This is a genomic window from Nostoc sp. (genome assembly GCF_036917315.1).
In the GTDB taxonomy this organism is placed as follows: Bacteria; Cyanobacteriota; Cyanobacteriia; order Cyanobacteriales; family Nostocaceae; genus Nostoc.
Map to the genome: position 1 here is coordinate 59,445 of NZ_JBALDR010000012.1, position 24,712 is coordinate 84,156.

Genomic DNA, 24,712 nt, shown 5'->3' on the forward strand with positions numbered 1-24,712 from the left:
AGGATAGTGCAGATTGTGATTGTGGGCGCAGGCCCAACAGGTGTAACCCTTGCCCTGCTTCTTGTAAAACGTGGTATTGCTGTAACGTTAATTGAAGCAGCAAAAGACTTTCATCGTGTATTTCGCGGTGAAGGATTAATGCCCAGTGGCTTAGATGCCCTAGAGCAAATGGGTCTATCGGCGTTGTTGGAACATATTCCCCATCGGCAACTCGACGCGTGGGAATTCATTATCGGGGACAAGCAGTTGTTTCGAGTTGATGAACCAATGGGGGCAACCCAACCCTGTACGCTAGTTTCACAACCACCACTGCTCAAAGCACTGATTTCGGAAGCTCAAACCAATGATGGGTTTCAATTTATCCAAGGTGTTCCTGTCAAGGATTTGCTGTGGAGTAACGAACGTGTCGCAGGTGTAGTACTGAGCGATGGGAAAGAATTTGCTGCTGACTTAGTGATTGGGGCAGATGGTAGAAATTCTCTTGTGCGACAACGTATAGGATTAGAATTGGTACGCCAGCCCAAAAATATTGATATTCTCTGGTTTAAACTTGCCGCCAGCCCTGAGTTTGCAGCCGATAATGTGTTTCGTACAATTGTAAATGGCGATCGCGTATTTACCATCTTTCACGGAGCAGAGTCAGGAAAACTGCATCTAGCTTGGGTGATGTCGGCAACCGAAAATACTGACTCCAAACAAGCCAACTGGGCAGAGATTTTTGCCTCACTGTCGCCCTCATGGCTAGCAGAGCATTTCTGTAATCATGCAGACACCATAGAATCTCCCATTCGGCTCTCTGTTGTGGTTGGTTATTGTCCACAATGGCACGTACCAGGGGTACTGCTTTTAGGCGATGCTGCACACCCAATGTCTCCCGTCCGTGCCCAAGGAATTAATCTCGCATTCCGTGATGTGATTGTCGCTGCTAATCATCTTGTGCCACTGTTGCAAAAAGAAGCTGGACACCAGGATATTGACATGGCACTATCGTACATCCAAGCAGAACGTCAGCCAGAAATTATCCGCGCCCAGCAACTCCAGTTAGAAGAAGCTAAACAAGGCGAACTACTGCGAAAAAATGCACTGCTGCGATCGCTGTTAATTCAACTTGCTCCCTTACTCCGTAAAATAATTAAAAAGTCTTGGTTAAGGCGACAATATAAAATGCGTCAAGGTATCACACAGGTACACTTAACTGTCTAAAAAACCGCCATCAGTTATCCAACTTGTGGTTGTGGGCTGTTAATTTGCAAAAACTCTTGTACCCGTTGCATATAAGTTGGCGCATCCTCCAACATTGGGAAATGCGCTGTGTTACGAATCATCACAAATTCCACTTTGTCATTCAATGCAGCCGCTTGACGCCCCATCTCAGCTGGAATAATTTTGTCATACTCCCCTGCCACAAGCAGAGTCGGCACTGTTAACTTGGCAAACTCTTGCGGCATCACTTCAGATTGAGCCTTACTGACTGAAGTAAAAATTGTTCCTAAAGCCGCATCGTAATCTGCTTCGAGAAAATCTTCCAAAAAAGCTTGCCGCTCAGAATGTGGTATGGAACTATATAAAAATCTGGCCATAAACATCCGGTCGACAAATGGGATTTTGCTTAACCATTTGGGACGGAATTTCACTACATAGCCACCAAATTTATGAAAGGCACTAAAAGATTTTTCGTCATACTCAAAAATGCCGCTACAAGTTAAAATTCCTCGTTCTACTCGTTCGGGATAGCGGTTAAAAAATAAAGTGGCAACAGAAGCGCCCATCGAGTGAGCATTGATATACACACGCTGAAGATGCAACCCATCTAACAAAGCTGCCAAATCATCAGCGTATTCCTCTAATTCATAGGTTAACTCTCTGATTGCCTGTGATTCCTGGGGAGATTCAGATTCGGCAACAGCTTCACTTGCTTCGGCTATGGTTGGCTTTCCACCAGAACGGCCAAATCCCCGCATATCGTAGAGTAAACAATCAAATTGCTCTGATAAAGCATCGGCAGTATTTTGCCAATATCTAGCCGAACCAGCCCAACCATGCATGAAAACCATCACTGGTTTTACCAAAGAACCGGATGGTTTTTTCACCCATTCGTAGTAATGCTCAACGCCACGAACATTAATATAAGGCATTAGTCATTTGTCCTTTGTCAGTTGTCATTAGTCCCTGGTATATGGTTATTATTCCTTATTTTTTGACCAATGACTAATGACCAATACAACTCTTGGAGAGGCTACACTTCGACTAAGCTCAGTGACCACGCCAACCACTACGCGGTAGTTGAATCTCGATTTCGCTCGATTTCCGCGCAGTCGAAACTCAGTTCAGTACAAGTGACTAATGACTATTAAGCTGATTCTGGCTTCGGTAGTGAAGACGGATGTATTATCAGTTCAGCAGTCGATCGCTTCTCGACCATCTCCCTTGTAACTGTACAGCGTGTCACATCCTTACGGGATGGTAACTCATACATTACATCCAACATTAATTCTTCGACAATACCACGTAATGCTCTCGCACCAGTTTTACGGCGGTAAGCTTCTTGAGCGATCGCTCGTAAAGCATCTGCTTTAAAATCTAGTTGGACATTATCCATCTTCAGCAGCTTTTGGTACTGCTTCACAAGGGCGCTGCGTGGTTGAGTAAGAATCGCCATCAGCGCTTCTTCATCTAGCGGATCTACAACTGCTACCATTGGCATCCGCCCAATAAACTCTGGAATCAGGCCAAATTTTACTAAATCATCCGGTTCTAGATGCCGAAGCGTGTCTGCTGCTCGTTTCTCCTTAGATTGGCCTTCTCCCGGTTGCACAAAACCAATTGCTTTTTTGCCAACTCTCTGATCTACAATCTTTTCTAAGCCTACGAAGGCACCACCACAGACGAACAAAATATTACTTGTATCAATCTGGATGCAGTCTTGATAAGGATGTTTACGCCCTCCTTGGGGTGGTACATTAGCGATCGTTCCCTCTAACATTTTCAGCAAGGCTTGCTGCACGCCTTCGCCAGAAACATCGCGGGTAATTGACGTGTTCTCACTCTTACGAGCAATTTTGTCAATTTCGTCAATGTAAATAATTCCCCTTTGCGCTTCTTCTATATCCAAATCTGCCACCTGCAACAGTCGCAGCAAGATATTTTCCACATCTTCTCCCACATACCCTGCTTCCGTCAGCGTCGTCGCATCGGCTACGGCAAAAGGTACATCCAGGATTTTCGCTAGAGTTTGCGCTAAGAGAGTTTTGCCGCAACCAGTCGGGCCGATTAACAAGATGTTGGACTTTTGCAGTTCTATGGCATCATCTGACCCAGGTTTGCCACTGGCCTTAGACTGAATGACTGCCAGCCGCTTGTAGTGATTGTAAACAGCTACTGACAGAACTTTCTTCGCTTCGTCTTGACCAATGACGTGTTCGTCTAGATACTTTTTAATCTCTCTTGGCTTGGGTATTTGATTAAACGAAATACTAGCAGAGTGGGTACGCCGTTTTTCAGGTGGCTCTGCTCTTGGTGCTGGTTGTGCTGCCGCACCATTGGTATCGAGTAACTCCTCGTCTAGTATTTCATTACACAAGTCAACGCATTCATCGCAGATGTAGACTCCCGGCCCTGCGATTAATTTACGCACCTGCTCTTGAGACTTGCCACAAAATGAACATTTTAAATGGGAGTCGTACTTAGACATACCAGCCTCTTATTTCAGAATGGTGACGTTTTCCCCTGCTACGGGAAGATTTTGCCTGGAAATGACTTGATCGATCAAACCGTAGTTTTTTGCCTCTTCAGCCGACATAAAAAAATCGCGCTCAGTATCTGCTTCAAGTCTTTCTAAGGGTTGACCAGTATGGTGAGCCATTAACTGATTCAACTTAGCCTTAACATAAAGAATTTCTCTGGCTTGAATTTCAATGTCAATGGCTTGACCTTGAGCGCCACCAAGTGGTTGGTGAATCATAATCCGGGAGTCGGGCAGAGACATTCGCTTACCGGCAGCTCCTGCTGTCAACAAAAATGCCCCCATGCTCGCGGCTAATCCAAAACAGATGGTAACAACATCAGGGCGAATTTGCTGTATTGTATCATAGATTGCCATCCCTGCGTAGACGGAGCCGCCAGGAGAATTAACATACAGTTGGATGTCTTTTTCTGAGTCTTCGGCGTCTAGGAATAACAACTGAGCCACAATTGAGTTGGCTACGGCATCGTCTATTGGCGTTCCTAAAAAGATAATCCGCTCTCGCAGCAGGCGGGAGTAGATGTCGAAAGCTCTTTCTCCCATGCCAGATTGCTCTATCACCATCGGTACGATGTTGCTAGGGCTGCTTAACTGGGAGTTAATGTTTATTCGACTTAAGTTGCTGATTGGGGAATTTCCCGACTGCGATTCAAGCATACAAGCTTTCTTTGACGATTATTTAGGACAAATGTTTCAGCAGCGGATACTGCCTTTTCAACGAATGGAATTTTATAAGCTACGTGTTAACCATTATGCCTCATATAATTTCCTCTCGTGTAACACAGTATCAAGCTCAAGTGATAACAGGTGTCACTATTTGCCGAAAATTCATTAATTCTTTAATTATTTTGACTTCATCCCTGAGTTATTGGGCATTGGGCATGGGGCATGGGGCATTGGTTATTTTTCCCTTTACTTCCTCATCTCCCTTACCTTACCCATTTCACCAGTACTTTAACTCAGAACTGGTGAACTCATGGTTGTGGGATTTTTTATTATCCTTCTGTAACTTCTGTAGAAGTTTCGCTGTTTTCTTCCTCTGTCTGAAGTGCATCAGCATCAGATTCTGTGTCTTCCGTTTCTTCTGCGGGACTCAAAGAACCTTCGGGTACAAGTTCAACTGAAGAGTGTTCTAAGAGCCAATCGATGATTTTTTCGGTTAACAGTTCGTTTTCCACGATTGACCGCAGTTTATCTTTATCAACGTCCTGTTCCTCTGGGTACTGCTCTAAAAGTTCTGTGACTCTGGCTGCGATTTCTTCTGGTGTTACCTCGATAGATTCGCGTTTCCCGATTTCCCGCAAGGATAAAGAGCGTTTGATGCGTTCAATTGCTTCAGTACGCGATCGCTCCCGCAATTGCGGAATAATATCTTGAGTAAACAGCTTTTTCACATCCAATCCCTGCTGAGACAGCCGCATTGCTGTTTGCGTTAGCATCGCATCCACTTCTTGCTCAATCAAAGTTGCTGGTAAGTCAACTTCTACGTGCTTGAGCAGTTCCGTTAACAAAGCTTCCTGCTTATTGGTTTTTGTTTTGTCGTCCGCCTCTTTCTGATATCGCTCTACCAAAGAAGCGCGTAACTCTTCTAAGGTTTCAAAATCGCTGATTTCCTGGGCTAAATCGTCATTTATTTCTGGTAGTTCCTTTTCTTTGATTTCTTTGAGCGTCACGGTGAAAGTTGCCGCTTTTCCAGCTAATTCTTCATTAGCATAGGGATCTGGGAACTGTGCCGCAATTTCTTTGGTTTCTTCAGGATTCATCCCCACTATTCCCGAAATAAATCCTGGAATAAACTTATCTTCCTGCAATTCAACTTGAAAATCAGTTGCTTCGGCTCCGGGAATCGGTTCTAGTTCAGTTGTTTCGTCCTCGCCCTCAACTCTGGCGAATGAACCTTTAAAATCGACTACAGCAATATCGCCAATTTGGGCTGCACGTCCTTCCACAGGAATCAATGTCGCCAATTCTTGACGTTCTTTATCCAGAGTGTTCTCCACTCGCTCTGGAGCGTACTTCACTTCTTCGGCTTTGGCTTGCAAATCAGTGTACTGCACTAGATTCACTTCTGGTTCTACATCGACAGCAGCGGAAATCGTCAGGGGTTTTCCAGGTTCATAATTATTAATCAAATCCTCAAAAGAGGAGCGCAATTGCGGCTGACCGATTGCTGGGATGGCTTCTTGTTTGACTGCTTGCTCAATACCATCTTGAATTAGTTCTTCCAGCGCCGCTGCCTTGATTCGAGTTGTACCCAGCCGTTGTAATAATATCGGCCGAGGCACCTTGCCTTTCCGAAACCCAGGAATATTGGCAGTACTCGCTAAGTTTTTAATGACCTGTTCGTAAGTTTGCTTGGTAATTTCTGGCGTAATCTCTATTTCCAGGCCAATTTGGCTGGCGGGAAGTTTTTCCTGGGTGACTTTCATGCTTCGTCTCTAGTTTTCTGGTATTTTATACTCCGAGTACACACAAAACGCAATAAAATAAATTGTTTGCGTTTATGGCTTGATGTCTCTTAGGGGTAATGGGAGTTTGCCAAAAGGTCTTGTGACATCCAAGGATGGATGTTTGCCCCAGGACAAACATCCAGTTTACTGCCAATTATCAAGGACTTGACATTTTACCTTCATAACAATTTGATTAATGGGGCATTGGGTATGGGGAAGAGAACAAGGGGACAAGGGGAAAACTTGTTGTAAGTTCTCACCTCTTGTCTCCCGACTCCCACTCTCACTCTAAAACTTGGGAATTAATTATTCAGTGGGCTAACGCCGTGATATCCTGGTTCTCAAAGAGTGGTTAGTACCCCCAGGTTAAAGTTATAGTATTGAGTCTAGCTATTATCTAGCTATTATTAAATTGTTTGTAGTACGAGAGTCTATCTGTTAGTTAACCGCATAGCTCAGTTTTACGTTGTGCTGGCTTTATGCATTTAGATCCTAGTATATTCATCATCTTAGTAAGAAAGTTTGCAACCAATCATTTGTTTCTTTACGGGTAGGAGGCTTGTTAAACGCAACTCCTAAGTGCAGATATCTCCGCTCTTCTGATAAATGGCGGTTTGTTGTATAATATATAGTTATAGTTAGAATCGATGAAAAAAATAAATCACCGCTACTCTAAAATGCAACATCACTTAACTTAATTAAACAACCAAAAAAATAAATGTCTTAAATATCTAAAGATAGACTAAATTAAAGAAAAATCTAAACCTATTAAAAAAAATATTTCCAGACTGCGATCGATATCTAAATATAACTAAATTGTCAATTGTTCCAAGAAATTGCAGATTAAGTCTCTTATAAGGAGGAAGCAAGTTTGTCGAAATCCTATCGTTTAGCTATTTTAGGAGCGACTGGTGCAGTCGGCACAGAGTTGCTGGAATTATTAGAAAGTCGTAATTTCCCGGTTGCTGACTTGAAGTTATTGGCATCAGAGCGGAGTGTGGGGCGATCGCTGCGCTTTAAAGGTGAAAATATACCAATAGAGGCAGTAAGCGATCGCGCCTTTGAAAATGTCGATATAGTACTAGCTAGTGCAGGCGGTTCCACATCCAAAACTTGGGCAGCAGTTGCCGTCGAAAAGGGCGCAGTGGTAATTGACAACTCTAGTGCCTTTCGGATGAACCCGGAAGTACCCTTAGTAGTTCCAGAGGTGAATCCCCAAGCCGCAGCGCATCACCAAGGCATTATTGCTAACCCCAACTGCACAACGATTTTGATGGCTGTGGCAGTCTGGCCATTGCATAAAGTTAAACCAGTGCAACGCATCGTCGCTGCAACCTACCAATCTGCTAGTGGTGCTGGGGCTAGGGCAATGGCAGAAGTCAAAACCCAAACAAGCGCTATACTACAAGGACAGCCAGCGATTGCCGAAATATTGCCTTACCCATTGGCATTTAATTTATTCCCGCATAACTCCCCATTAAACGATTTGGGTTATTGTGAGGAAGAAATGAAAATGGTCAACGAAACTCGAAAAATATTTGGTACGCAGCAAATCAGAATCACTGCAACCTGTATACGGGTTCCCGTACTCCGCGCCCACTCAGAAGCCATTAATTTAGAATTTGAGACTCCCTTTAGTGCGAAGGAAGCCAGAGAAATTTTAAATTCCTCCCCTGGAGTAAAATTGGTAGAAGATTGGGGAACGAATCATTTTCCGATGCCAATAGAAGCAACCGGTCGAGATGAAGTTTTAGTGGGAAGAATTCGCCAGGATATTTCTCATCCTTGTGGCTTGGAATTATGGTTATGTGGCGACCAAATTCGCAAAGGTGCAGCATTGAATGCAGTACAAATCGCTGAGTTATTAGTAGAGAAAAATCTACTCAAACCATTAGCTATTAGTCATTAGTCATTAGTCATAGGTCATTGGTAAAGTGACAAAGGACAAATGACTAATGACAAAGGAAAAATGACACTTGAAAGCAATTTGCAGATAGGTTATTACAATAGAGAACCACCAAGATATAAAAACATGGGTAATCAGGAGTGAAAAAAGGGTGGGAGATTTTGGCAATGTTTTAACCGCTATGATTACGCCATTTAAAGCAGATGGTAGTGTCAACTATGATGTAGCGGCAGAACTGGCGGCGCATCTAGCTAACAACGGTACAGATACATTGGTGATGTGCGGCACAACCGGAGAATCCCCGACGCTAAGTTGGGATGAAGAATACCAGTTGTTTGTCGAAGTATTGCAGTCCGTGGCTGGAAAAGCCAAGGTAATTGCGGGTTGTGGATCGAATTCCACCAAAGAAGCGATCGCAGCCACCCAAAAAGCGTCTAAGATAGGAGTACATGGTTCCTTACAAGTTGTTCCTTATTACAACAAACCGCCGCAAGCGGGATTGGAAGCGCACTTTAAGGCAATAGCACAAGCCTGTCCCGACTTACCGTTGTTGTTATATAATGTCCCCGGTCGTACCGGACAAAACCTTCAGCCAGAAACAGTTGCCCGGTTAGCTGAGGTTAGCAATATTGTCGGGATTAAAGAATCCACTGGTAATATAGATCAGGCAAGCGAAATTCGTCGCTTGACACCAAAAGAATTCCACATCTATTCTGGTGATGATTACATGACTCTGCCCTTGTTAGCGATCGGGGCAAAGGGTGTGGTAAGTGTGGCTTCTCATCTGGTAGGAAACCAACTACAGCAGATGATTCAAGCTTTTAGTGCGGGAAAAGTTGAGGTAGCAAGCGACATTCATCTCCAACTGTTCCCGTTGTTTAAAGCTCTATTTCTCACTTCAAATCCCATTCCAGTGAAAAAAGCACTGCAACTTCAAGGTTGGGAGGTTGGTTCAACTCGTCCGCCGCTATGTGAAGCTGATTTAGAAGTCAGTCAAAAATTAGAAGCGGTTCTCAAAGAACTTAGTTTAATTTAACCACCAACTTATTTAAATGCTGGTAGTCTCCTCCTTGTCAAAGATACATATAAACAACGATCATAATTGTTCATAAGTTGCAATTTAAAAACCTGTGCTAGGACTGATAGATATACTATGAATCCTTGAGTCTTACAGTTGATTTTATTGAATAAAAAATTGAAATCTTCAATTAAAACTTGATTGCTTTGGGACTGACTTAAGAGACAGATGATGTTGTCTTAAATACAAGTTCGTTAACTATCAACTTAATTAACCACAAGTAACAATCTAAGGAGAAAATGGCTAAAAACGAAGCTAATAATTCCGCCTTGAAAATTATTCCTTTGGGCGGTTTGCATGAAATTGGTAAAAATACCTGTCTTTTTGAGTATGACGATGAAATTATCCTGTTAGATGCAGGATTGGCTTTTCCCACAGAGGCGATGCATGGAGTCAATATTGTTTTACCAGATACGACTTATTTGCGGGAAAATCGCCACAAAATTAAAGGGATGATCGTTACTCATGGTCATGAAGACCATATCGGCGGGATTGCTTTTCATCTCAAGCAATTTGATATCCCGGTGATTTATGGGCCCAGATTAGCAATGGCAATGCTAGAGGGTAAATTAGAAGAAGCAGGAGTCCGCGATCGCACAGAAATCAGAACAGTTCTACCACGTGATGTAGTGCGGATTGGCAAAAACTTTTTAGTTGAATATATCCGCAACACTCACTCCATCGCTGATAGTTTCACTGTTGCCATTCATACTCCCCTGGGTGTAGTCATTCACACCGGGGATTTTAAAATTGACCATACCCCAGTGGATGGTGAAAAGTTTGATTTGCAAAGGCTAGCAGAACATGGTGAAAAAGGCGTTCTTTGCCTCCTAAGTGATTCTACTAACGCTGAGATACCAGGGTTTACACCTTCGGAACGTTCAGTTTATCCCAATCTTGAGAGAGTATTTAGTCAAGCACCTGGACGACTATTTGTCACGACCTTTGCTTCTAGCGTCCATCGCATCAACATGATTTTGGATATCGCCAAGAAGCAGAACCGTGTAGTGACGGTTGTAGGGCGTTCCATGCTGAATTTGATTGCTCATGCCCGCAATTTAGGTTACATCAAGTGTGAAGATAATTTGCTGCAACCATTGCACGCAGTTCGTAATCTCCCTGACGAAAAAGTTTTAGTCTTAACTACAGGTTCTCAGGGTGAATTAATGGCAGCAATGACCCGCATTGCCAACAAAGAACATCCTCACATTAAAATCCGCCAAGGAGATACGGTAGTATTCTCTGCTAACCCAATTCCCGGAAATACGATCGCAGTAGTCAACACCATTGATAAGTTGATGATTCAAGGTGCAAAAGTGGTCTATGGACGAGATAAAGGAATTCACGTCTCCGGTCACGGCTGTCAGGAAGAACAAAAACTGATGATTGCCTTAACTCGACCCAAATTCTTTGTGCCATTTCACGGCGAACATCGGATGCTAGTGAAGCACGCAGAAACGGCTCAGAGTATGGGCATTCCCGCAGAAAATATGATCATTATTCAGAATGGTGATATTGTCGAACTGACTGAAGATGCTATTCGTGTCGCTGGGAAAGTGCCATCTGGTATCGAATTGGTGGATACTACTAGTTCGGGTATGGTAAGTGCCAAAGTGCTGCAAGAACGGCAACGCATGGCTTCAGAAGGGATTATCACCATTGCCGCTGCCATTGATTGGAATGGTAAACTGTTAGCAAAACCAGAAACTCACCTGCGGGGTGTAGTTACAAGTGTAGAGCGATCGCTGTTACAAACCTGGGTAAAACAACGCATTGAAGAAATCCTCACTGTGCGCTGGACAGAATTTGCTCCTGAGCAAGGTGAAGCAGCAGATATAGACTGGGGTGGATTGCAAGGAACTTTAGAACGAGAATTGCAACGTTCCATCCGTCGGGAATTGCAATGTCAGCCATCTGTGACTTTGTTGATGCAAATCCCTGATGAGCCACCTGTAAAAGTTGCTGATGGCAGAAGACGGCGGACTCGGACTGCTGCTCAGGTAGCATCATAGAGAATTTAAGGTAAAAATCTCATACAGAGAGAAGTTTGAGCAGTGGCTTTCACCGCTCAAATTTCGATTGGCGCAAAGACACAGAATTTTTCTGAACGTCTTTGCGCTTTCTTTTATTATGAGTATAGAAATTATCTATAGTTATTGGAGGCGATCTGACTTGTTAGGTTGCTGTCGCCTCAAGCAACTGCAACCAATATCTCCTCATTTTTCTCGGCTGCTAAAAGATACAGATTTCTCCACCGCTCGAAGTCTTCAAAACACGATTCATCTCTTGTAAACAGTGTTTCAGGATCGATCTGTCGAAAAATGCTGGCTCCTTGACTGACTAGCTCAAGAGATATAAGTCCCAATGACTCTTCTGTTGATAACAGAGTTGGAGCAAGAGTTCGATCTCCGAACATGAGCTTTTCAACAATCTCATCGGCATTCGCAAACTTTCTTCTCGATAGCTCCTGCGACAAACGTTTCTCGATCTCAACAGATGTTTTTTCTAGTAATGCTGTTCTATCTTCAATCCCTGGATAGGCTTGACGAGTAAGCCTTAACTCAGACCGCAATTCAGCAATTACCCAATCTGCTTCTAGTTCAGATCCAAAAATCTCTTGGTGTGTTTCGATAAAATCTTCAAGGATTTCATTAATCTCTTCAGGATCAATCTCAAAAAAGCGGAAAATACCGCAGCCATAGGGGAAAAGATAAACTACAAGGATGCTGAGTGCCTTTTCACGTTGAAGGCGTGCGTACAGCGTACTGCCAGGAGGAATTGCGCTGTAGAGTACAGAAACACCCATAAGCAAGTTCATCTGAATTTTAACGCTTCAGACTATATCATTCTCAAATCGCACTGCCAACCTAAGTTTTGTGAAATGCGATCGATTCTACCCAATGAAAAATCACTACTTTTACGGTATTCAGTTAGCGATGAACAAGACACACTTACGTGAGAAAGTGGGAACACGGAGAGGAAAAATGCCTTCTAGGATATTACTGATGTTTATACTTAGCAAAAATTCTTTTAGAAAGACCTTATATTAAGTTCTGTAAATGTTACACTAAAACCTATCCAATGACGGATGTCTTTATTAAAATTTAAACTGTGTCAAGTTATGAACAAGATCGTAATATTACACTACCGATCCCCAGAAATTTGCGATTAACTTGACGTAGTAATAAATTAGGTTCTGACTTAAGTGGCTAATCAGGTATTACATTATATCGCAGTCAGAACGCGATTTTTCCGGGAAAGTTCGTTGCCACGTTGTATATATTCATCAAAAAGGTGAATAGCCTCAATAACACAGAGGGTTAACCATGAAGGTATTTGACAATACCACCAAAAAGATTTTTCTGGCTAGCTGGGTATCAATCAATCAAGCAGAAACTACTGACCATAAAGCAACCCAGCTAAACCATTCTGTTTCCAAGCCTTACTGGGATATTCTCCAACCCTTACGGCAGCGAGTAGAAAACATTCAAGTCCGCGATCGCAAACTAGCTCACCGCTTGTGCAAACTGATTCCATCTCAGTGCCCCTTTGAGCGCGATGTCAAATTATTTGGGAAGACCTTATTTCACATCCCGCCCATGTGCAAGCTCAACCCCTTATATGAAGAAGTGGTTGGTTTACGTTTCCGAGCGTTGTGCTATCTAGCCGACGAGTGTGGCGAAGATGTATCGCAGTACTGCTAATACTGAGATATGAACGCTGAGGAAAAAGTTAGGAGTCAGGAATAAGAGGTCGGGGATCAATAATGTAACTCCTAATTCCTAACTCCTAACCATTTTTTATTATTTTTTTACTATTTCTTTTGCCATTTTTGAATGGCATCCTGAGCATCTTCATAAGCACCTGTCTCCTCTGGCACTAAAGCTGCGGTGGCAATTGCGGCTTTACGTTCTCCTTCGGCGGCGCGACGCTTGGCCAGGTCTAAAATTTTCTCACTCCATTTATTGATCGATTTTTGGGCTGCATCGAAGCCTGGTTGATCGGCTGGTACTTTCTTGGCAACTTCAATCGCCCGATTGTAGGTAGATGCCTGTTCGGGCTTAATTAAGGCATTAGCTGCATCTAAAAGAGTTTTGTTACTCACATACTGCTTACCCTCTAAGCGCCACAGGTTAATTGCTGCTTGTGCTTTGGCGTAGGGGGCTTCGTCTTTGGCGATTAATCGAGCCGCAGCAATCGCGCTGGCATACTGTCTTTGTTTAGCACGACCTTCTGCTAAATCTAAAATCATCTGGCTCCAAATCTGAATATTCTCTTGAGCTTGTTCGTACAGTGGTTCGCCAGGTTGAATTTTTCGGGCTGTAGCGATCGCCATGCTCAAATCGCTAGCCTGAGTTTGTCTGAGCGACATTTTCGCCAGGTCTAATACTGCTTGATTTCGCTTTTTTGACTGGAAACTAGAGGCTATTTGAGCGCTAGATTGGTTGTTAAGCCTAACTGGTGGAGTGCGTAGGCGTAGCCCGTCGGAGACATCGCTTGGTAAATTTTCGACAATCTGGCGATCGCTAACAGTAGCATTGGGTGATGCACTTGATATTTGCTTAATTCTAAAAGTTTCTTGATTACGAAGAAAAACTACAGCGATTAAACCCGCTACTAGCAAGCTGCCTCCGCCCCACAAGATAAACTGTTTCCAAAAAGGGATGCTTGGCTGATTCGCTGGCAATCGCGAGACGTAACCTTTCGAGGAATTGGGGATAAATCTTCCTCTGGTATTCACTCCCAAGGAAGTTTCTGCCATTGGCTGGACAACTAATCCGCTACCTGATTCCTGGACTTTTTTACCTTTCACCTGTTGGGAGGGGTTCACACTAACTTCTCCCCGTCTGCCTCGATCTGCTGAAGTTCTAGCGGAATCATCCAGGGGAGGAGCTGCAAGGGCAATAGCAAAAGATTCTTCAGGATAAATCACCGCTTCTAGCTGAAAATCAGTTTCCATTGCCAATTTTGGCAAGATTACTTGCTGCCTTGATGGGATGATAGTGGCAGGGTTTTGGATAGGACGCCAGTGGTGATGGCATAACTTTGGCACGATCAGGCTTAGGTAGGTTTCTAAATCTGCCAAGTTGCTGCCATTACCAGAACGTAAAGCTTCTAACAAAGCTGCTGTAAAGAATCCGTGGCCTAGTTCGCTACTCTCATGGGAAAATTGCTCTGGTTGGCAAGAAAGAATTGTCGTCAGTTGTAGCTCTTGGGCTAGTTCTATTGTTTCTTCACCAACGGGAGCATCTGCTTGAGTACCAAAGGCGCGGTTGATATCGAGTAGTAGCAATACATTCAGATCGGCAAGTTGCAGACTTTGCATTAGCGATCGCAATTCTATGCCAGTCTCTTGTACGAGTTCCGGGTTGCCCTCTGCTGGCATTAAGTAATCTTTGCCTTTGTAGTTGACTCCATAACCGCTAAAGAATAACCACAGATAGTCTTCCGGTTGCCAACTTGTTGCTGCCAAATCTTCAAGCAGCAGCAAAATATTCTCCTTCGTCGGGTAAGTCGATCTATCCCCAATCGGCGGCGAAGTATCTGTCATCACTAGACAGTGCTTGGGGAAAAAACCTGCCTCTGTCACCAAAAAATCTTCTAGTGCCTCAGCATCTGCTTGGGCACAACTTAAAGGTTGAAATAACTGATATTGATTGATACCAATCGCGATCGCCCAGTAATTTGCCATCCCGCTCTTTGTCAGTTATTGTTGTTTGCTGGTCTTAAAATTGTGGTTGGCTTTGCCAAAAAAACAAAGCTAACCTATGTCTTATACTCTAGGTGATTCTAATTGAATCTTAAGTTAGAATGTAATTTTTATTACGTTAATTGGTCGGAAAATACCTTTACCTAATTTCAATAACAGATCATTACTAAGGAGATAGAAGGTCATGAGCAAAATTTCTGCTCACCTACCATCATCGCTCGCTCCCTTTTCAGTTATTAGCCAAATTGCCAGAAGAATCCGGATAATTCCTTTAGTAGTTTTGCTTATATCTACTGTCCCTGCGTGGTTTTTGATGGAAGCGATCGCACCGCAGGTTGTGCGAGCTTACACCGCTAGAGTCGATCTAGCTATTGACCGCTTGCCAGAAGAAAACTATGAAACCGTTCTCAGGAGGGCGGAAGCGGTCGCTAGGGCAGCTGCTCAAAGGAGCTTCGACCAAGATATCTTGGTGACAGATGTTTCCATTATTGTGTCCGTACAAAATTATGGAGCGATCGCACCAGTCCTGACATTAGATGTCAGTCGTCCCCAATGGCGATCGCGCCCTGATGCTCAAAATTGGGCCACTTACTTCAAAACTTCGCGATCTTTACTTTTCTTTGAAAATAATTCCAATCAAGTTCCAGCAGCTAGCGCTGTGTCAACACCAAAATGACGGGTTGAGTTTGAAGTCCGAGCCAAAGCTTTCTTGGCTCGGAACCTTGGGGGATTTAAAGAAAGTCATTCTTGCTGTTCCTGCGTCCTGGCGTCAGTCTTAACCCAACTTACTTATTCCTGACTCAACTGTTGTCTTTGGCGTCAGTGGATGGCCTAGAATAAGAAGGTTGTCAAGAATCGCGATATCTGCTGACATGGCTGTTCCTAAGAAGAAAACTTCCAAATCAAAACGAGATAAACGTCGAGCTACCTGGAGGCATAAAGCCGTCGTTGAAGCTCAAAAAGCCCTATCTCTGGGTAAGTCAATTTTGACTGGACGTTCTACATTTGTTTATCCAACTGCTGAAGAAGAGGAAGAAGAATCATAATTTCTCAATCAGGAAAAGCACGAACAGCACCGATAGATTTGATTGCCAAGCTCAACAATCAAAGTTCCGATCGCTAGATAAATGCTTTTTCTTAGCTTTCCTGATTGCATTATGAATCATAGACACTCTACATAAGCTCATTAGATCGAAAAAAATTGGTAGTGAGTAATTGGAAATATCCATTACCCATTACCTATCATTCAAGAGTTTATATAAAGAGTAAAACATCTGATACTGTTGGCAACTCAGCAAAAAAGCTTGTAAACATCTTGAGAAAACTTATTTTTCTCTAACTATGCTAGGAAAATTTTTTCAGAAACCAGGCAAAGAAGAGAGCGATCGCGTCCCTCCTGGTCAACACTTAGCTAAAGGTTTTCCCGTATTAACTTACGGTGAAACTCCCCAAGTCAGCGCTGAGGAATGGGAGTTTCGAGTTTGGGGTTTAGCAAAATCTACCACCTTTAGTTGGTCAGATTTTATGGCGCTACCTCAACACGAATTCACAGCTGACTTCCACTGTGTAACGCGCTGGTCCAAACTTGATGTCAAATGGACTGGCATTAAAGTTACAGATTTCATGGGTCTGATTGAATTAGACCCGAAAGTAGCCCACGTTATGGAACACTGCTATGGCGGCTACACCACCAATATTTCTGTAGAAGATTTTCTGCGCGAAGAAAACTTCTTTGCCTTTAAAGTCTTTGGTGAAGACCTTCCATCTGAACACGGTGGGCCGATGCGGCTGGTTGTACCCCACCTCTACGCTTGGAAAAGTGCTAAGTGGATTAATGGTTTGGAATTTTTAGCTGGTGAAGAACTTGGTTTTTGGGAGCGCAATGGCTATCATCGCCGGGGTGAACCCTGGGCTGAAGAGCGTTACAGCAACGCTTTTGGGATTTAATAGTTAGGAGTTAGAAGTTTAGAGTTAGGAGTTAGGAGTGAAAAATTCATAACTCATAACTCATAATTTCTAACCTAGAAGTTTCTTGATTAGCGGCAATTTGCCCTGATATGGAGCATATCGCCATTTTAAATCGAGCCAAAAAGAGTTTTGCAATACACTTTTCTTATGAGAAAAGGTGTCAAAGCTAGCTTTGCCGTGATAGTTGCCGATACCGCTATCTCCCACTCCACCAAATGGTAAAGACGAGACACCAACCTGCATCACTGTGTCATTAATACAAACTCCACCAGAGGAAGTTTCCTGCAAAACTCGCTTTTGCAGGTTCTTGTCTTGAGAAAATAAGTATAACGCCAAGGGTTTGGGTCTAGAGTTAATCAAAGCGATCGCTTCTGTAATGTCAGTATATTCAATGATGGGTAAAATGGGCCCAAAGATTTCTTCCTGCATGACAGAATCTTCTAGTGAGACATTATCAATTAGTGTTGGAGCGATATAACGCTCTGAAGGTTGATTTTCTCCACCGATGACGACTTCACCGTCCTTGAGAAAACTCACCAATCTTTCAAAGTGTTTTTCACTGATAATGCGGGCATAATCAGGACTGTTTACAGGATTATCACCATAAAATTCTTTTAAAGATTTTTCCAGACCATCTATTAAATCTTTCTTGATTGTTTTATTAACTAAAAGATAGTCAGGGGCAATACAAGTTTGTCCAGCATTAATGAATTTTCCCCAAGTAATTCGTCTGACAGTGTGTTCAAGATTAATGTCAGTATCTACAATGCAAGGACTTTTGCCACCCAATTCTAAAGTAACTGGTGTGAGATATTTTGCTGCTGCTGCCATGATGATTTTGCCGACAGCTGTGCCACCAGTAAAAAAGATATGGTCAAACTTTTCTGCAAGTAGTTTTTGACTTGCTTCCACGCCTCCTTCAATCACTACAAGATAAGCAGGATCAAAATGTTTGGCAATAATCTTAGCAATGACATCAGACGTATGAGAAGCAATTTCTGAAGGTTTGATAATTGCACAATTACCGGCTGCGATCGCACCTATTAACGGTGAGATAATTAACTGAAATGGATAGTTCCAAGGGCCGATGATTAAGACTACACCCAATGGTTCTGGATAAATTTTCGCTGAGTAGGAAAAAAAATCCCAAGAAACCGCTGCTTTTTTGGGTTTAATCCAGTCTTGAAGATGTTTGATGGCGTAATCAATATCCTTAATTACACTGATTTCTGTAAGGTAAGTTTCTACTTCTGGTTTATGTAAATCCGCTTTTAATGCCTCGACTATTAACTGTTCATGCTCGATAATTGCCTGCTTAAGATTTTTCAGTTGTTCAATGCGAAAATTCACATCTTTAGTTTTGCCCGTTTGAAAAAAATCTCGCTGAGTCTGGATAATATTGCCAACGTTAGATAATTCAGTAGTAATCATTGTTTTGTCCTATCAAAAACTATTTAATCCTAATGCTATTATCTCAGCCTATTTGATTCTTCAAGTTTTAGCGTTTATTTTCTAAGTGATTTTTTACTTTAAATCACCGGGAGATAGTAGTAAGGTTATAAATCATGAATTACGAGGATAAAAAACTCTACAATTCATAATTTATAATTACTATTTTTTTCATGCTTTGGTGGGTAGAAGCACAATAAATACACTACCTTTGCCCAACTCGGAATTAAGCAGAATAATGCCTTGATGTGCCTCGACAATTCGACGAGCAAGATACAATCCTAAGCCACTACCAGAACTCTTATGGCTGCCTTGGCGAAATCGTTCAAAAATGGTGGCTTGTTCTTCAGGGGGAATACCTGTGCCAGTATCCGCTATTTCAATTCTAATGTAGTCAACGGAATTGGATGTTCCAGAGAATTGAGATTGATTGCTTTTATCGAACTGGCGTTGAGAAGTAAAACGAATAGTAATAGATCCAGCTTCGGTAAATTTGATCGCATTTCCGATGAGATTGGTAAATAGACGATGCAGTTCCAAGCGATCGCCCATCACTGTATTTGTGACTGACTCTTCAGTAACGTCCAAATTTAGGGAGAGTTTTTTATCTTGAGCTAAGGGTGACAATTCTCCAGTCACTTCATCTAGCAATTGACCCAAATTAACTGGTTGAAATGCCAAACTTTTGCGACCTGCTTCAAAACGATAAACTTCTAATAAAGTATTCACCATAGAAAGTAGGTTGATATTGCTACGCGCCATGATAGCGATTACTTCTTGCATTTGCGGTGATAATGTTCCCAATGCACCTTGCTGAAATAGCATCAACATGCGATCGGCGGCTACCAAGGGAGTGCGTAAGTCGTGGGTGAGGCGGGAGACAAAATCTTCTCGCTGACGGGCAATTTCATCACGTTCATCCATACTATGCTTCAAACGTAGGAGCGATCGCACTCGTGCTAGCAATTCATCTACTGTTACAGGTTTGCGGATAAAATCATCAGCACCCAAGTCTAATCCGTGGGCGACATTAGGCGCATCGTGGGCAGTAATCAGCAGTATGGGGATATATTGCGGCAATTTCATATCACCGCGAATGTGCTTGGTGACTTCGTACCCGTCCATACCTGGCATCATCAGATCCAGCAGAACCAAGTCACAAGGAGAAGCTTTCAATTCTGCCAAAGCCGAAATCCCATTTTCTGCGGTGCTAATCGTGTAACCTTCTTCCTCCAAAATAGTTTTGATCAAAAACACGTTATCAGGAGAATCATCAACAACGAGAATTTTGTCAGAGCGAGAAGATTGTGAAGTCATATAGATGCAAGGTACGGGATAAAAGTAATTTTTTGTAAGACTAGCTGTATTTCTAACAATTTGTCTACCAATTTTTTTAGTAAGCCTCCCTACCTAAGAAGTATTTTTAACTATTAAATTATGGCTGGTAGAATTTTAGCTTTAGATACAGCAAATGCTTGAATGACTTATGTAGCCTTCGATGTATCGGTTTCGGTAGGGGACTAGAAATATAATTGCGTAGGCGATCGCCCAAGACTAAGAGTGCCTTCTGACTTTATTAAGGCAACATACTTCTTATGGTAGAGTGAGCTTTCCCGTATGTAGAATAATCCCTGTTAAGCATTCTGTGCAATTTGTTTTCAAAGTAAGACCATAGAGAAAACCCTTGCTTCCCTCACCTAAACTAGCCAGATGTGTGTCAATCATTCTCTTTTGCTGGCTCCGGCAGAAATTTTAGAGATGTTTTGAGTAAAATCCAATCCAGATAGAATGCAAGAATCTGCATTTTCAGAAAGTGGTTGAAACGTTGGAAGCTTTCATCCCTCAGCAGCCATGCCCAGACTTTTTTCAGCAGTAGCACTAGGATAACTTCAACAGATTTCTTGAGAATCAGAGTAATTAATATTTCTAACATTGCGATCGCCTCAGTTGCTTGACTGAGTTCAATGTCGCAATTTTGTTTTGTAGTTATTTATTTGACTTGTAGTGACTTATCTTGACTTATCTTGACATCTGATGACTTGCCGTAATTCTACTTGAAACGCACGCTAAACTGAACTTGAAGCTGATTTTACAATAGGTATATGTCGTTACTAAAAGACTTCCTGACACAACTAAAGCAATACAGCGAATTGTCAAACCGAGAAAAGGCAGTCTTTTTGGAAATCTTTGGTAATGTAATGGCAAGAGTCGAGTTCAAGTTGCACAAGTGCTTAACATCTCTAACAGCAATCTCAACAGTTTTCTAACGGGGGTTTACAAAAAGTTCAGTATTTGCGGCAGTGGGCCTGTGAAAGAAAGCCGCTTGCGAGAGTATCTTGAAAAGCGATATTCCCAGCAGAAACCTTCTGGTGGCTCAACTGCTGACATTGCAGAAGATGATATTGATGGTCTAGTTCAAGAAATCCGGGAAAAGATTAAACCCAGCATCAAAGAAAAGTGTGGAACGATGCGCGTGCTGGATATGGATCAACCTGTTGAGTTAACTGGAGAGCGAGGGATCTATACTAACGTCAACATTCTGGAGAAAACCACAAAACGCAGGCGGGTGAAAATTGGGCAACTGCTGCAAAAGTTTGATAGGCAGGACTTTGATCATTTTGGACTTCATGAAGCCAGTGAGAAGCGAGTACCAGGACTGCAAGCAGTGCAGCATCACAATAAACTAATGGTTTTAGGTAAACCGGGCGCAGGAAAGACTACATTTTTGAAGTATTTAGCAATGCACAGTATCGAAGGGCAGTTTTTGACAAACCGAGTTCCCGTATTTATCATCCTCAAAGACTTCGCACAAGACCCTAAACAGCTAAATATTCTCCAGTACATTACTCAACAATTATTTATCTGTGGTATCCAAAATAGCAGCGTGAAAACTGAGCAGCTGTTGAGACAGGGTAAAGTTTTGGTTTTACTGGATGGTCTGGATGAAGTTAGAGAAGAGGATACAAAGCGTATTTTATGGCAAACTCGGAATATTTCCGAACAGTTCCACACCAATCAATTTGTTATAACCTGTCGGATAGCTGCCAAAGAATACACTTTTGAACAGTTTACTGAAGTGGAAGTAGCAGATTTTGACGAAGAACAGATTGCTATTTTTGCTCACAACTGGTTCCGGTTAAACTGTCAAGTGAAAGCTGAAAGATTTATTGAAAAACTACAAGATAACAAACGAATTTTTGAACTGGCAACTAATCCACTATTGCTAACCTTGCTGTGTCTGGTATTTGAGGAAAATGAAGATTTTCCAGCAAACCGTTCAGAACTTTATAAAGAAGGGTTAGATATATTGCTTAAGAAATGGGACTCTAAACGGAACATTGAGCGCAATCAAGTTTATAAGAATTTATCTTTGGACTGTAAAGAAGATTTACTAAGTGAAATTGCTTTTACTACCTTTGAGCAGAAAGACTATTTTTTTAAACAAAAAACTGTAGAGGCATATATCGCCAAGTTTATCAGTAATTTACAGGATGCTAATTTAGAACCAGAGGTTTTGAAAGTTGATAGCGAAGACGTTTTGAAATCTATTGAAGCCCAGCATGGGTTACTGGTGGAAAGAGCAAAAGGAATTTATTCTTTTTCGCATTTGACTTTTCAAGAGTATTTTTGTGCTAGAAAAATTTTAGCTACTTTAGCATATAAAAATTTAGTGCATCACATCAATGAAAAACGCTGGCAGGAGGTGTTTTTACTCACAGTTGGAGTTATGGAATATCCAGATAATTTAGTATTATTAATGAAGCAAAAAATTGATAATTTAGCTGCTTCAGATGAAAAATTACATCATTTTTTAGAATGGCTTGATTGTAAATCTAGTTCATTTGAATCTTTTTACAAGCCAGCAGCTATCAGAGCATTGTATTTTACAATGACTTTAGATAGCGAACAAAATAAATTAGATAATGCTCTTGAATGGGATTCAAAAAATACTTTATCTGGTTTAGATAATGCTCTTGGATGGGATTCAGAAGATACTTTAGATGATATAGAGATAGATTGGTTACTCAATCATGCTCTCACAAATACTCTTGTTCTTAGTGATGACTTAGCTAACGCTTTTTTTCAAGGTCTTGATGCTACTGATATTCTTGATGAAACTATTGATAAATCATCTCGTGGACAAGCGTTAGTTGCTCGGGATGATGCTTGGTGTAATATAGCTGATCTTGATGATTTTCTTATACATGCTATAGATTTAGCTTCTTCTTTTCAATCAGAATTGAAGACGGCATTGCAGTTACTAAGAGATAAACTCAATGAGGCAATACCAGAATGGGAAAACCTATTTGAGGAACTAGAAGGATTTGGAGAATGGTGGGATAAAAATAGTCAAGCCTGGACTGAGCAGTTAATAGCTTTAATGATTGAACACCGTAATATTGGTCATAACTGGCAATTCAGTTATAGACAAGCTAAACTACTACAGCAGTATTATAATAGTAATAAGCTCCTGGTTAACTGTTTAAACAGCGATTGTAATATTAGCGATAAAATTAGACAAGAAATTGAGCATAACTTGCTATTACCAATAAGTAAATTAGAAACGGAAAATAACAAAGAGATTTCCTAATTTTGCATTTTAAACCTTTATCTACGTCTTTAGAAGTTTCGATAATCCTTTCTTGGTAACTTCTGACTTCAGTAGATTGATCTGTGATGAATTAAAACAAAAAGTACCTCTGTGCCATTGGTAAAACTGTCGCAGGTTCACAAATCAGCAACTCACCATCTGTCCTGACTTGGTATGTTTCTGGATCTACTTCTATGTGAGGTAATGCATTATTCAGCTTCATATCCCGCTTACTCAATTGGCGTGTCCCAGAAACTGCAACTGCTGCCTTTTGTAAACCTAGCTGGCTGGGAATTTCTTTCTCTAAAGCTGCTTGCGAAACAAAAGTTAATGATGTGGCATGGCGCGCACCTGCAAAACTACCAAACATCGGCCGCATATACACTGGTTGCGGTGTGGGAATACTGGCGTTAGCATCGCCCATTTGCGACCATGCAATCATTCCGCCTTTAATCACTATCTCTGGTTTAACGCCAAAAAATGCAGGACGCCACAAACATAAATCTGCTAATTTTCCTTCTTCCACTGAACCCACATATTCAGCAATTCCGTGAGCGATCGCAGGGTTAATCGTATACTTAGCAACATATCTTTTTGCCCGAAAATTATCTGCTTTTTGCTGAGTTCCTTGTGGGTTAAGAGTTCCCCGTTGCACCTTCATTTTGTGAGATGTCTGCCAGGTGCGAATTATCACTTCGCCTACTCTTCCCATCGCCTGGGAGTCGGAAGAAATCATGCTAAATGCGCCTAAGTCGTGCAAAATGTCTTCAGCAGCAATGGTTTCCCGACGGATGCGAGATTCGGCAAAAGCGACATCTTCAGCGATCGCAGGGTCGAGGTGATGGCATACCATCAACATATCCAGGTGTTCGTCTAAGGTGTTGAGGGTGTAAGGGCGTGTGGGGTTAGTGGAAGATGGCAGAACGTTGGCTTGGCCGCAAACTTTGATGATATCTGGTGCATGTCCTCCACCTGCGCCTTCGGTGTGGTAGGTGTGGATGGTACGATTTTTGAAAGCTGCGATCGTATCTTCAACAAATCCGGCTTCATTCAGGGTATCAGTATGAATCGCTACTTGCACATCATAAGCATCGGCAACGCTGAGACAAGTATCAATGGCTGCGGGTGTGGTTCCCCAGTCTTCATGAAGTTTTAACCCCATTGCACCAGCGGCTACTTGTTCTACAAGTCCTTGGGGTTGACTAGCGTTACCTTTGCCCAAAAATCCTAAGTTGACGGGAAAAGCATCAGCAGCTTGTAACATTCGGTAAATATTCCAAGGGCCTGGGGTGCAGGTAGTGGCATTTGTACCCGTAGCTGGGCCTGTACCGCCGCCGATCATGGTGGTAATACCGGAAGCGATCGCCACTTCAATTTGTTGGGGACAAATAAAATGAATATGGGCATCAATACCGCCAGCAGTGAGAATCATTCCTTCACCAGCTAAGGCTTCGGTTCCAGGGCCGATAATAATATCTACATTATTTTGAATATAAGGATTTCCGGCTTTACCAATTTTGAAAATCTTGCCATCTTTAATGCCGATATCGGCCTTGACAATACCCCACCAATCGAGAATTAAGGCATTAGTAATTACTAAATCTACAGCACCATCGGCATTAGAAATGGGGGATTGTCCCATACCGTCTCTGATGACTTTACCGCCGCCAAATTTTACTTCATCGCCGTAGGTGGTGAAATCTTGTTCAACTTCAATAAATAATTCTGTGTCTGCAAGTCGGATGCGATCGCCTACTGTTGGCCCGTAGGTTTCGGCGTAGGCGCGGCGATCCATTCTGTAACTCATTATCTCATTCC

General features: G+C 42.2%; 19 protein-coding genes. 9 read left to right on the top strand and 10 right to left on the bottom strand.

Translation table 11 applies throughout. The features are described from left to right. Nucleotides 1-3: 3 nt before the first annotated feature. On the top strand, nucleotides 4-1,203 hold the full coding sequence (locus tag V7K84_RS05185) for an FAD-dependent monooxygenase (RefSeq protein WP_334836962.1): 1,200 nt from the start codon (nucleotides 4-6) through the stop codon (nucleotides 1,201-1,203). Between the two features lie 14 nt (nucleotides 1,204-1,217). On the opposite strand, the gene V7K84_RS05190 is transcribed toward V7K84_RS05185, so the two are convergent. The 4 genes from V7K84_RS05190 to tig form a co-directional block, all read right to left on the bottom strand. Next, the gene (locus tag V7K84_RS05190) at nucleotides 1,218-2,135 is read right to left on the bottom strand and encodes an alpha/beta fold hydrolase (protein ID WP_334836787.1); all 918 of its coding nucleotides are present in this window, start codon (nucleotides 2,133-2,135) and stop codon (nucleotides 1,218-1,220) included. Nucleotides 2,136-2,350: 215 nt separating this feature from the next. Next, on the bottom strand, nucleotides 2,351-3,691 hold the full coding sequence (gene clpX / locus V7K84_RS05195; RefSeq protein WP_292730369.1) for an ATP-dependent protease ATP-binding subunit ClpX: 1,341 nt from the start codon (nucleotides 3,689-3,691) through the stop codon (nucleotides 2,351-2,353). 9 nt (nucleotides 3,692-3,700) lie between these two features. After that, nucleotides 3,701-4,399: an ATP-dependent Clp endopeptidase proteolytic subunit ClpP gene (gene clpP, locus V7K84_RS05200; RefSeq protein ID WP_069071412.1), complete on the bottom strand. Its 699-nt coding sequence runs from the start codon at nucleotides 4,397-4,399 to the stop codon at nucleotides 3,701-3,703. Nucleotides 4,400-4,737: 338 nt separating this feature from the next. Continuing rightward, nucleotides 4,738-6,171, bottom strand: a complete 1,434-nt coding sequence (gene tig / locus V7K84_RS05205; RefSeq protein WP_334836788.1) for a trigger factor — start codon at nucleotides 6,169-6,171, stop codon at nucleotides 4,738-4,740. 892 nt (nucleotides 6,172-7,063) lie between these two features. Between tig and V7K84_RS05210 the strand changes: the two genes are divergently transcribed. The 3 genes from V7K84_RS05210 (at nucleotide 7,064) to V7K84_RS05220 (ending at nucleotide 11,188) form a co-directional block, all read left to right on the top strand. Beyond that, entirely contained in the window at nucleotides 7,064-8,101 is a 1,038-nt protein-coding gene (locus tag V7K84_RS05210; RefSeq protein WP_334836789.1) for an aspartate-semialdehyde dehydrogenase, read from the top strand. A gap of 148 nt (nucleotides 8,102-8,249) precedes the next feature. Continuing rightward, a complete protein-coding gene (dapA, locus tag V7K84_RS05215; protein ID WP_099103918.1) occupies nucleotides 8,250-9,134 on the top strand; it encodes a 4-hydroxy-tetrahydrodipicolinate synthase in 885 nt (294 codons plus the stop codon). Nucleotides 9,135-9,415: 281 nt separating this feature from the next. Then, the gene (locus tag V7K84_RS05220) at nucleotides 9,416-11,188 is read left to right on the top strand and encodes a ribonuclease J (RefSeq protein WP_334836790.1); all 1,773 of its coding nucleotides are present in this window, start codon (nucleotides 9,416-9,418) and stop codon (nucleotides 11,186-11,188) included. 179 nt (nucleotides 11,189-11,367) lie between these two features. On the opposite strand, the gene V7K84_RS05225 is transcribed toward V7K84_RS05220, so the two are convergent. Further along, nucleotides 11,368-11,982 carry a hypothetical protein gene (locus V7K84_RS05225; protein WP_334836791.1) on the bottom strand — a complete coding sequence of 205 codons (615 nt, stop codon included), beginning with the start codon at nucleotides 11,980-11,982 and terminating at the stop codon, nucleotides 11,368-11,370. 520 nt (nucleotides 11,983-12,502) lie between these two features. Here V7K84_RS05225 and V7K84_RS05230 point away from each other — a divergent pair. Beyond that, entirely contained in the window at nucleotides 12,503-12,880 is a 378-nt protein-coding gene (locus tag V7K84_RS05230; protein ID WP_334836792.1) for a Mo-dependent nitrogenase C-terminal domain-containing protein, read from the top strand. Nucleotides 12,881-12,990: 110 nt separating this feature from the next. Here V7K84_RS05230 and V7K84_RS05235 read toward each other — a convergent pair whose 3' ends face one another. Beyond that, a complete protein-coding gene (locus V7K84_RS05235) occupies nucleotides 12,991-14,868 on the bottom strand; it encodes a caspase family protein (protein WP_334836793.1) in 1,878 nt (625 codons plus the stop codon). Nucleotides 14,869-15,070: 202 nt separating this feature from the next. Here V7K84_RS05235 and V7K84_RS05240 point away from each other — a divergent pair, with 202 nt between their 5' ends. The 3 genes from V7K84_RS05240 to V7K84_RS05250 all read left to right on the top strand — a co-directional run bounded on the left by V7K84_RS05240 (nucleotide 15,071) and on the right by V7K84_RS05250 (nucleotide 16,833). Continuing rightward, a complete protein-coding gene (locus tag V7K84_RS05240; RefSeq protein WP_334836794.1) occupies nucleotides 15,071-15,562 on the top strand; it encodes a hypothetical protein in 492 nt (163 codons plus the stop codon). Nucleotides 15,563-15,758: 196 nt separating this feature from the next. After that, nucleotides 15,759-15,932: a 50S ribosomal protein L32 gene (gene rpmF, locus V7K84_RS05245; RefSeq protein ID WP_012407602.1), complete on the top strand. Its 174-nt coding sequence runs from the start codon at nucleotides 15,759-15,761 to the stop codon at nucleotides 15,930-15,932. Nucleotides 15,933-16,227: 295 nt separating this feature from the next. Beyond that, nucleotides 16,228-16,833, top strand: coding sequence for a sulfite oxidase-like oxidoreductase (locus tag V7K84_RS05250; protein ID WP_334836795.1), 606 nt, complete (start codon nucleotides 16,228-16,230; stop codon nucleotides 16,831-16,833). Nucleotides 16,834-16,902: 69 nt separating this feature from the next. Here V7K84_RS05250 and V7K84_RS05255 read toward each other — a convergent pair whose 3' ends face one another. The 3 genes from V7K84_RS05255 to V7K84_RS05265 all read right to left on the bottom strand — a co-directional run bounded on the left by V7K84_RS05255 (nucleotide 16,903) and on the right by V7K84_RS05265 (nucleotide 20,236). Next, nucleotides 16,903-18,285 carry an aldehyde dehydrogenase gene (locus V7K84_RS05255; RefSeq protein WP_334836796.1) on the bottom strand — a complete coding sequence of 461 codons (1,383 nt, stop codon included), beginning with the start codon at nucleotides 18,283-18,285 and terminating at the stop codon, nucleotides 16,903-16,905. A 189-nt stretch (nucleotides 18,286-18,474) separates the two neighbouring features. Further along, the gene (locus V7K84_RS05260; protein ID WP_334836797.1) at nucleotides 18,475-19,620 is read right to left on the bottom strand and encodes a hybrid sensor histidine kinase/response regulator; all 1,146 of its coding nucleotides are present in this window, start codon (nucleotides 19,618-19,620) and stop codon (nucleotides 18,475-18,477) included. Nucleotides 19,621-20,020: 400 nt separating this feature from the next. Next, entirely contained in the window at nucleotides 20,021-20,236 is a 216-nt protein-coding gene (locus V7K84_RS05265) for a hypothetical protein (RefSeq protein ID WP_334836798.1), read from the bottom strand. 375 nt (nucleotides 20,237-20,611) lie between these two features. Between V7K84_RS05265 and V7K84_RS05270 the strand changes: the two genes are divergently transcribed. Beyond that, nucleotides 20,612-22,894, top strand: coding sequence for an NACHT domain-containing protein (locus V7K84_RS05270; RefSeq protein WP_334836799.1), 2,283 nt, complete (start codon nucleotides 20,612-20,614; stop codon nucleotides 22,892-22,894). A 91-nt stretch (nucleotides 22,895-22,985) separates the two neighbouring features. On the opposite strand, the gene ureC is transcribed toward V7K84_RS05270, so the two are convergent. Beyond that, nucleotides 22,986-24,701: an urease subunit alpha gene (ureC, locus tag V7K84_RS05275; RefSeq protein WP_334836800.1), complete on the bottom strand. Its 1,716-nt coding sequence runs from the start codon at nucleotides 24,699-24,701 to the stop codon at nucleotides 22,986-22,988. Nucleotides 24,702-24,712 lie beyond the last annotated feature (11 nt).

Excerpts from the sequence above, each read along its gene's own strand:
- V7K84_RS05260 (WP_334836797.1), bottom strand. The coding sequence starts at position 19,620 with ATGACTTCACAATCTTCTCGCTCTGACAAAATTCTCGTTGTTGATGAT.
- V7K84_RS05240 (WP_334836794.1), top strand. The coding sequence starts at position 15,071 with ATGAGCAAAATTTCTGCTCACCTACCATCATCGCTCGCTCCCTTTTCA.
- V7K84_RS05255 (WP_334836796.1), bottom strand. The coding sequence starts at position 18,285 with ATGATTACTACTGAATTATCTAACGTTGGCAATATTATCCAGACTCAG.
- V7K84_RS05235 (WP_334836793.1), bottom strand. The coding sequence starts at position 14,868 with ATGGCAAATTACTGGGCGATCGCGATTGGTATCAATCAATATCAGTTA.
- clpP (WP_069071412.1), bottom strand. The coding sequence starts at position 4,399 with ATGCTTGAATCGCAGTCGGGAAATTCCCCAATCAGCAACTTAAGTCGA.
- V7K84_RS05225 (WP_334836791.1), bottom strand. The coding sequence starts at position 11,982 with ATGGGTGTTTCTGTACTCTACAGCGCAATTCCTCCTGGCAGTACGCTG.
- V7K84_RS05220 (WP_334836790.1), top strand. The coding sequence starts at position 9,416 with ATGGCTAAAAACGAAGCTAATAATTCCGCCTTGAAAATTATTCCTTTG.
- V7K84_RS05265 (WP_334836798.1), bottom strand. The coding sequence starts at position 20,236 with ATGTTAGAAATATTAATTACTCTGATTCTCAAGAAATCTGTTGAAGTT.
- V7K84_RS05250 (WP_334836795.1), top strand. The coding sequence starts at position 16,228 with ATGCTAGGAAAATTTTTTCAGAAACCAGGCAAAGAAGAGAGCGATCGC.
- V7K84_RS05190 (WP_334836787.1), bottom strand. The coding sequence starts at position 2,135 with ATGCCTTATATTAATGTTCGTGGCGTTGAGCATTACTACGAATGGGTG.
- V7K84_RS05230 (WP_334836792.1), top strand. The coding sequence starts at position 12,503 with ATGAAGGTATTTGACAATACCACCAAAAAGATTTTTCTGGCTAGCTGG.
- rpmF (WP_012407602.1), top strand. The coding sequence starts at position 15,759 with ATGGCTGTTCCTAAGAAGAAAACTTCCAAATCAAAACGAGATAAACGT.
- clpX (WP_292730369.1), bottom strand. The coding sequence starts at position 3,691 with ATGTCTAAGTACGACTCCCATTTAAAATGTTCATTTTGTGGCAAGTCT.
- tig (WP_334836788.1), bottom strand. The coding sequence starts at position 6,171 with ATGAAAGTCACCCAGGAAAAACTTCCCGCCAGCCAAATTGGCCTGGAA.
- ureC (WP_334836800.1), bottom strand. The coding sequence starts at position 24,701 with ATGAGTTACAGAATGGATCGCCGCGCCTACGCCGAAACCTACGGGCCA.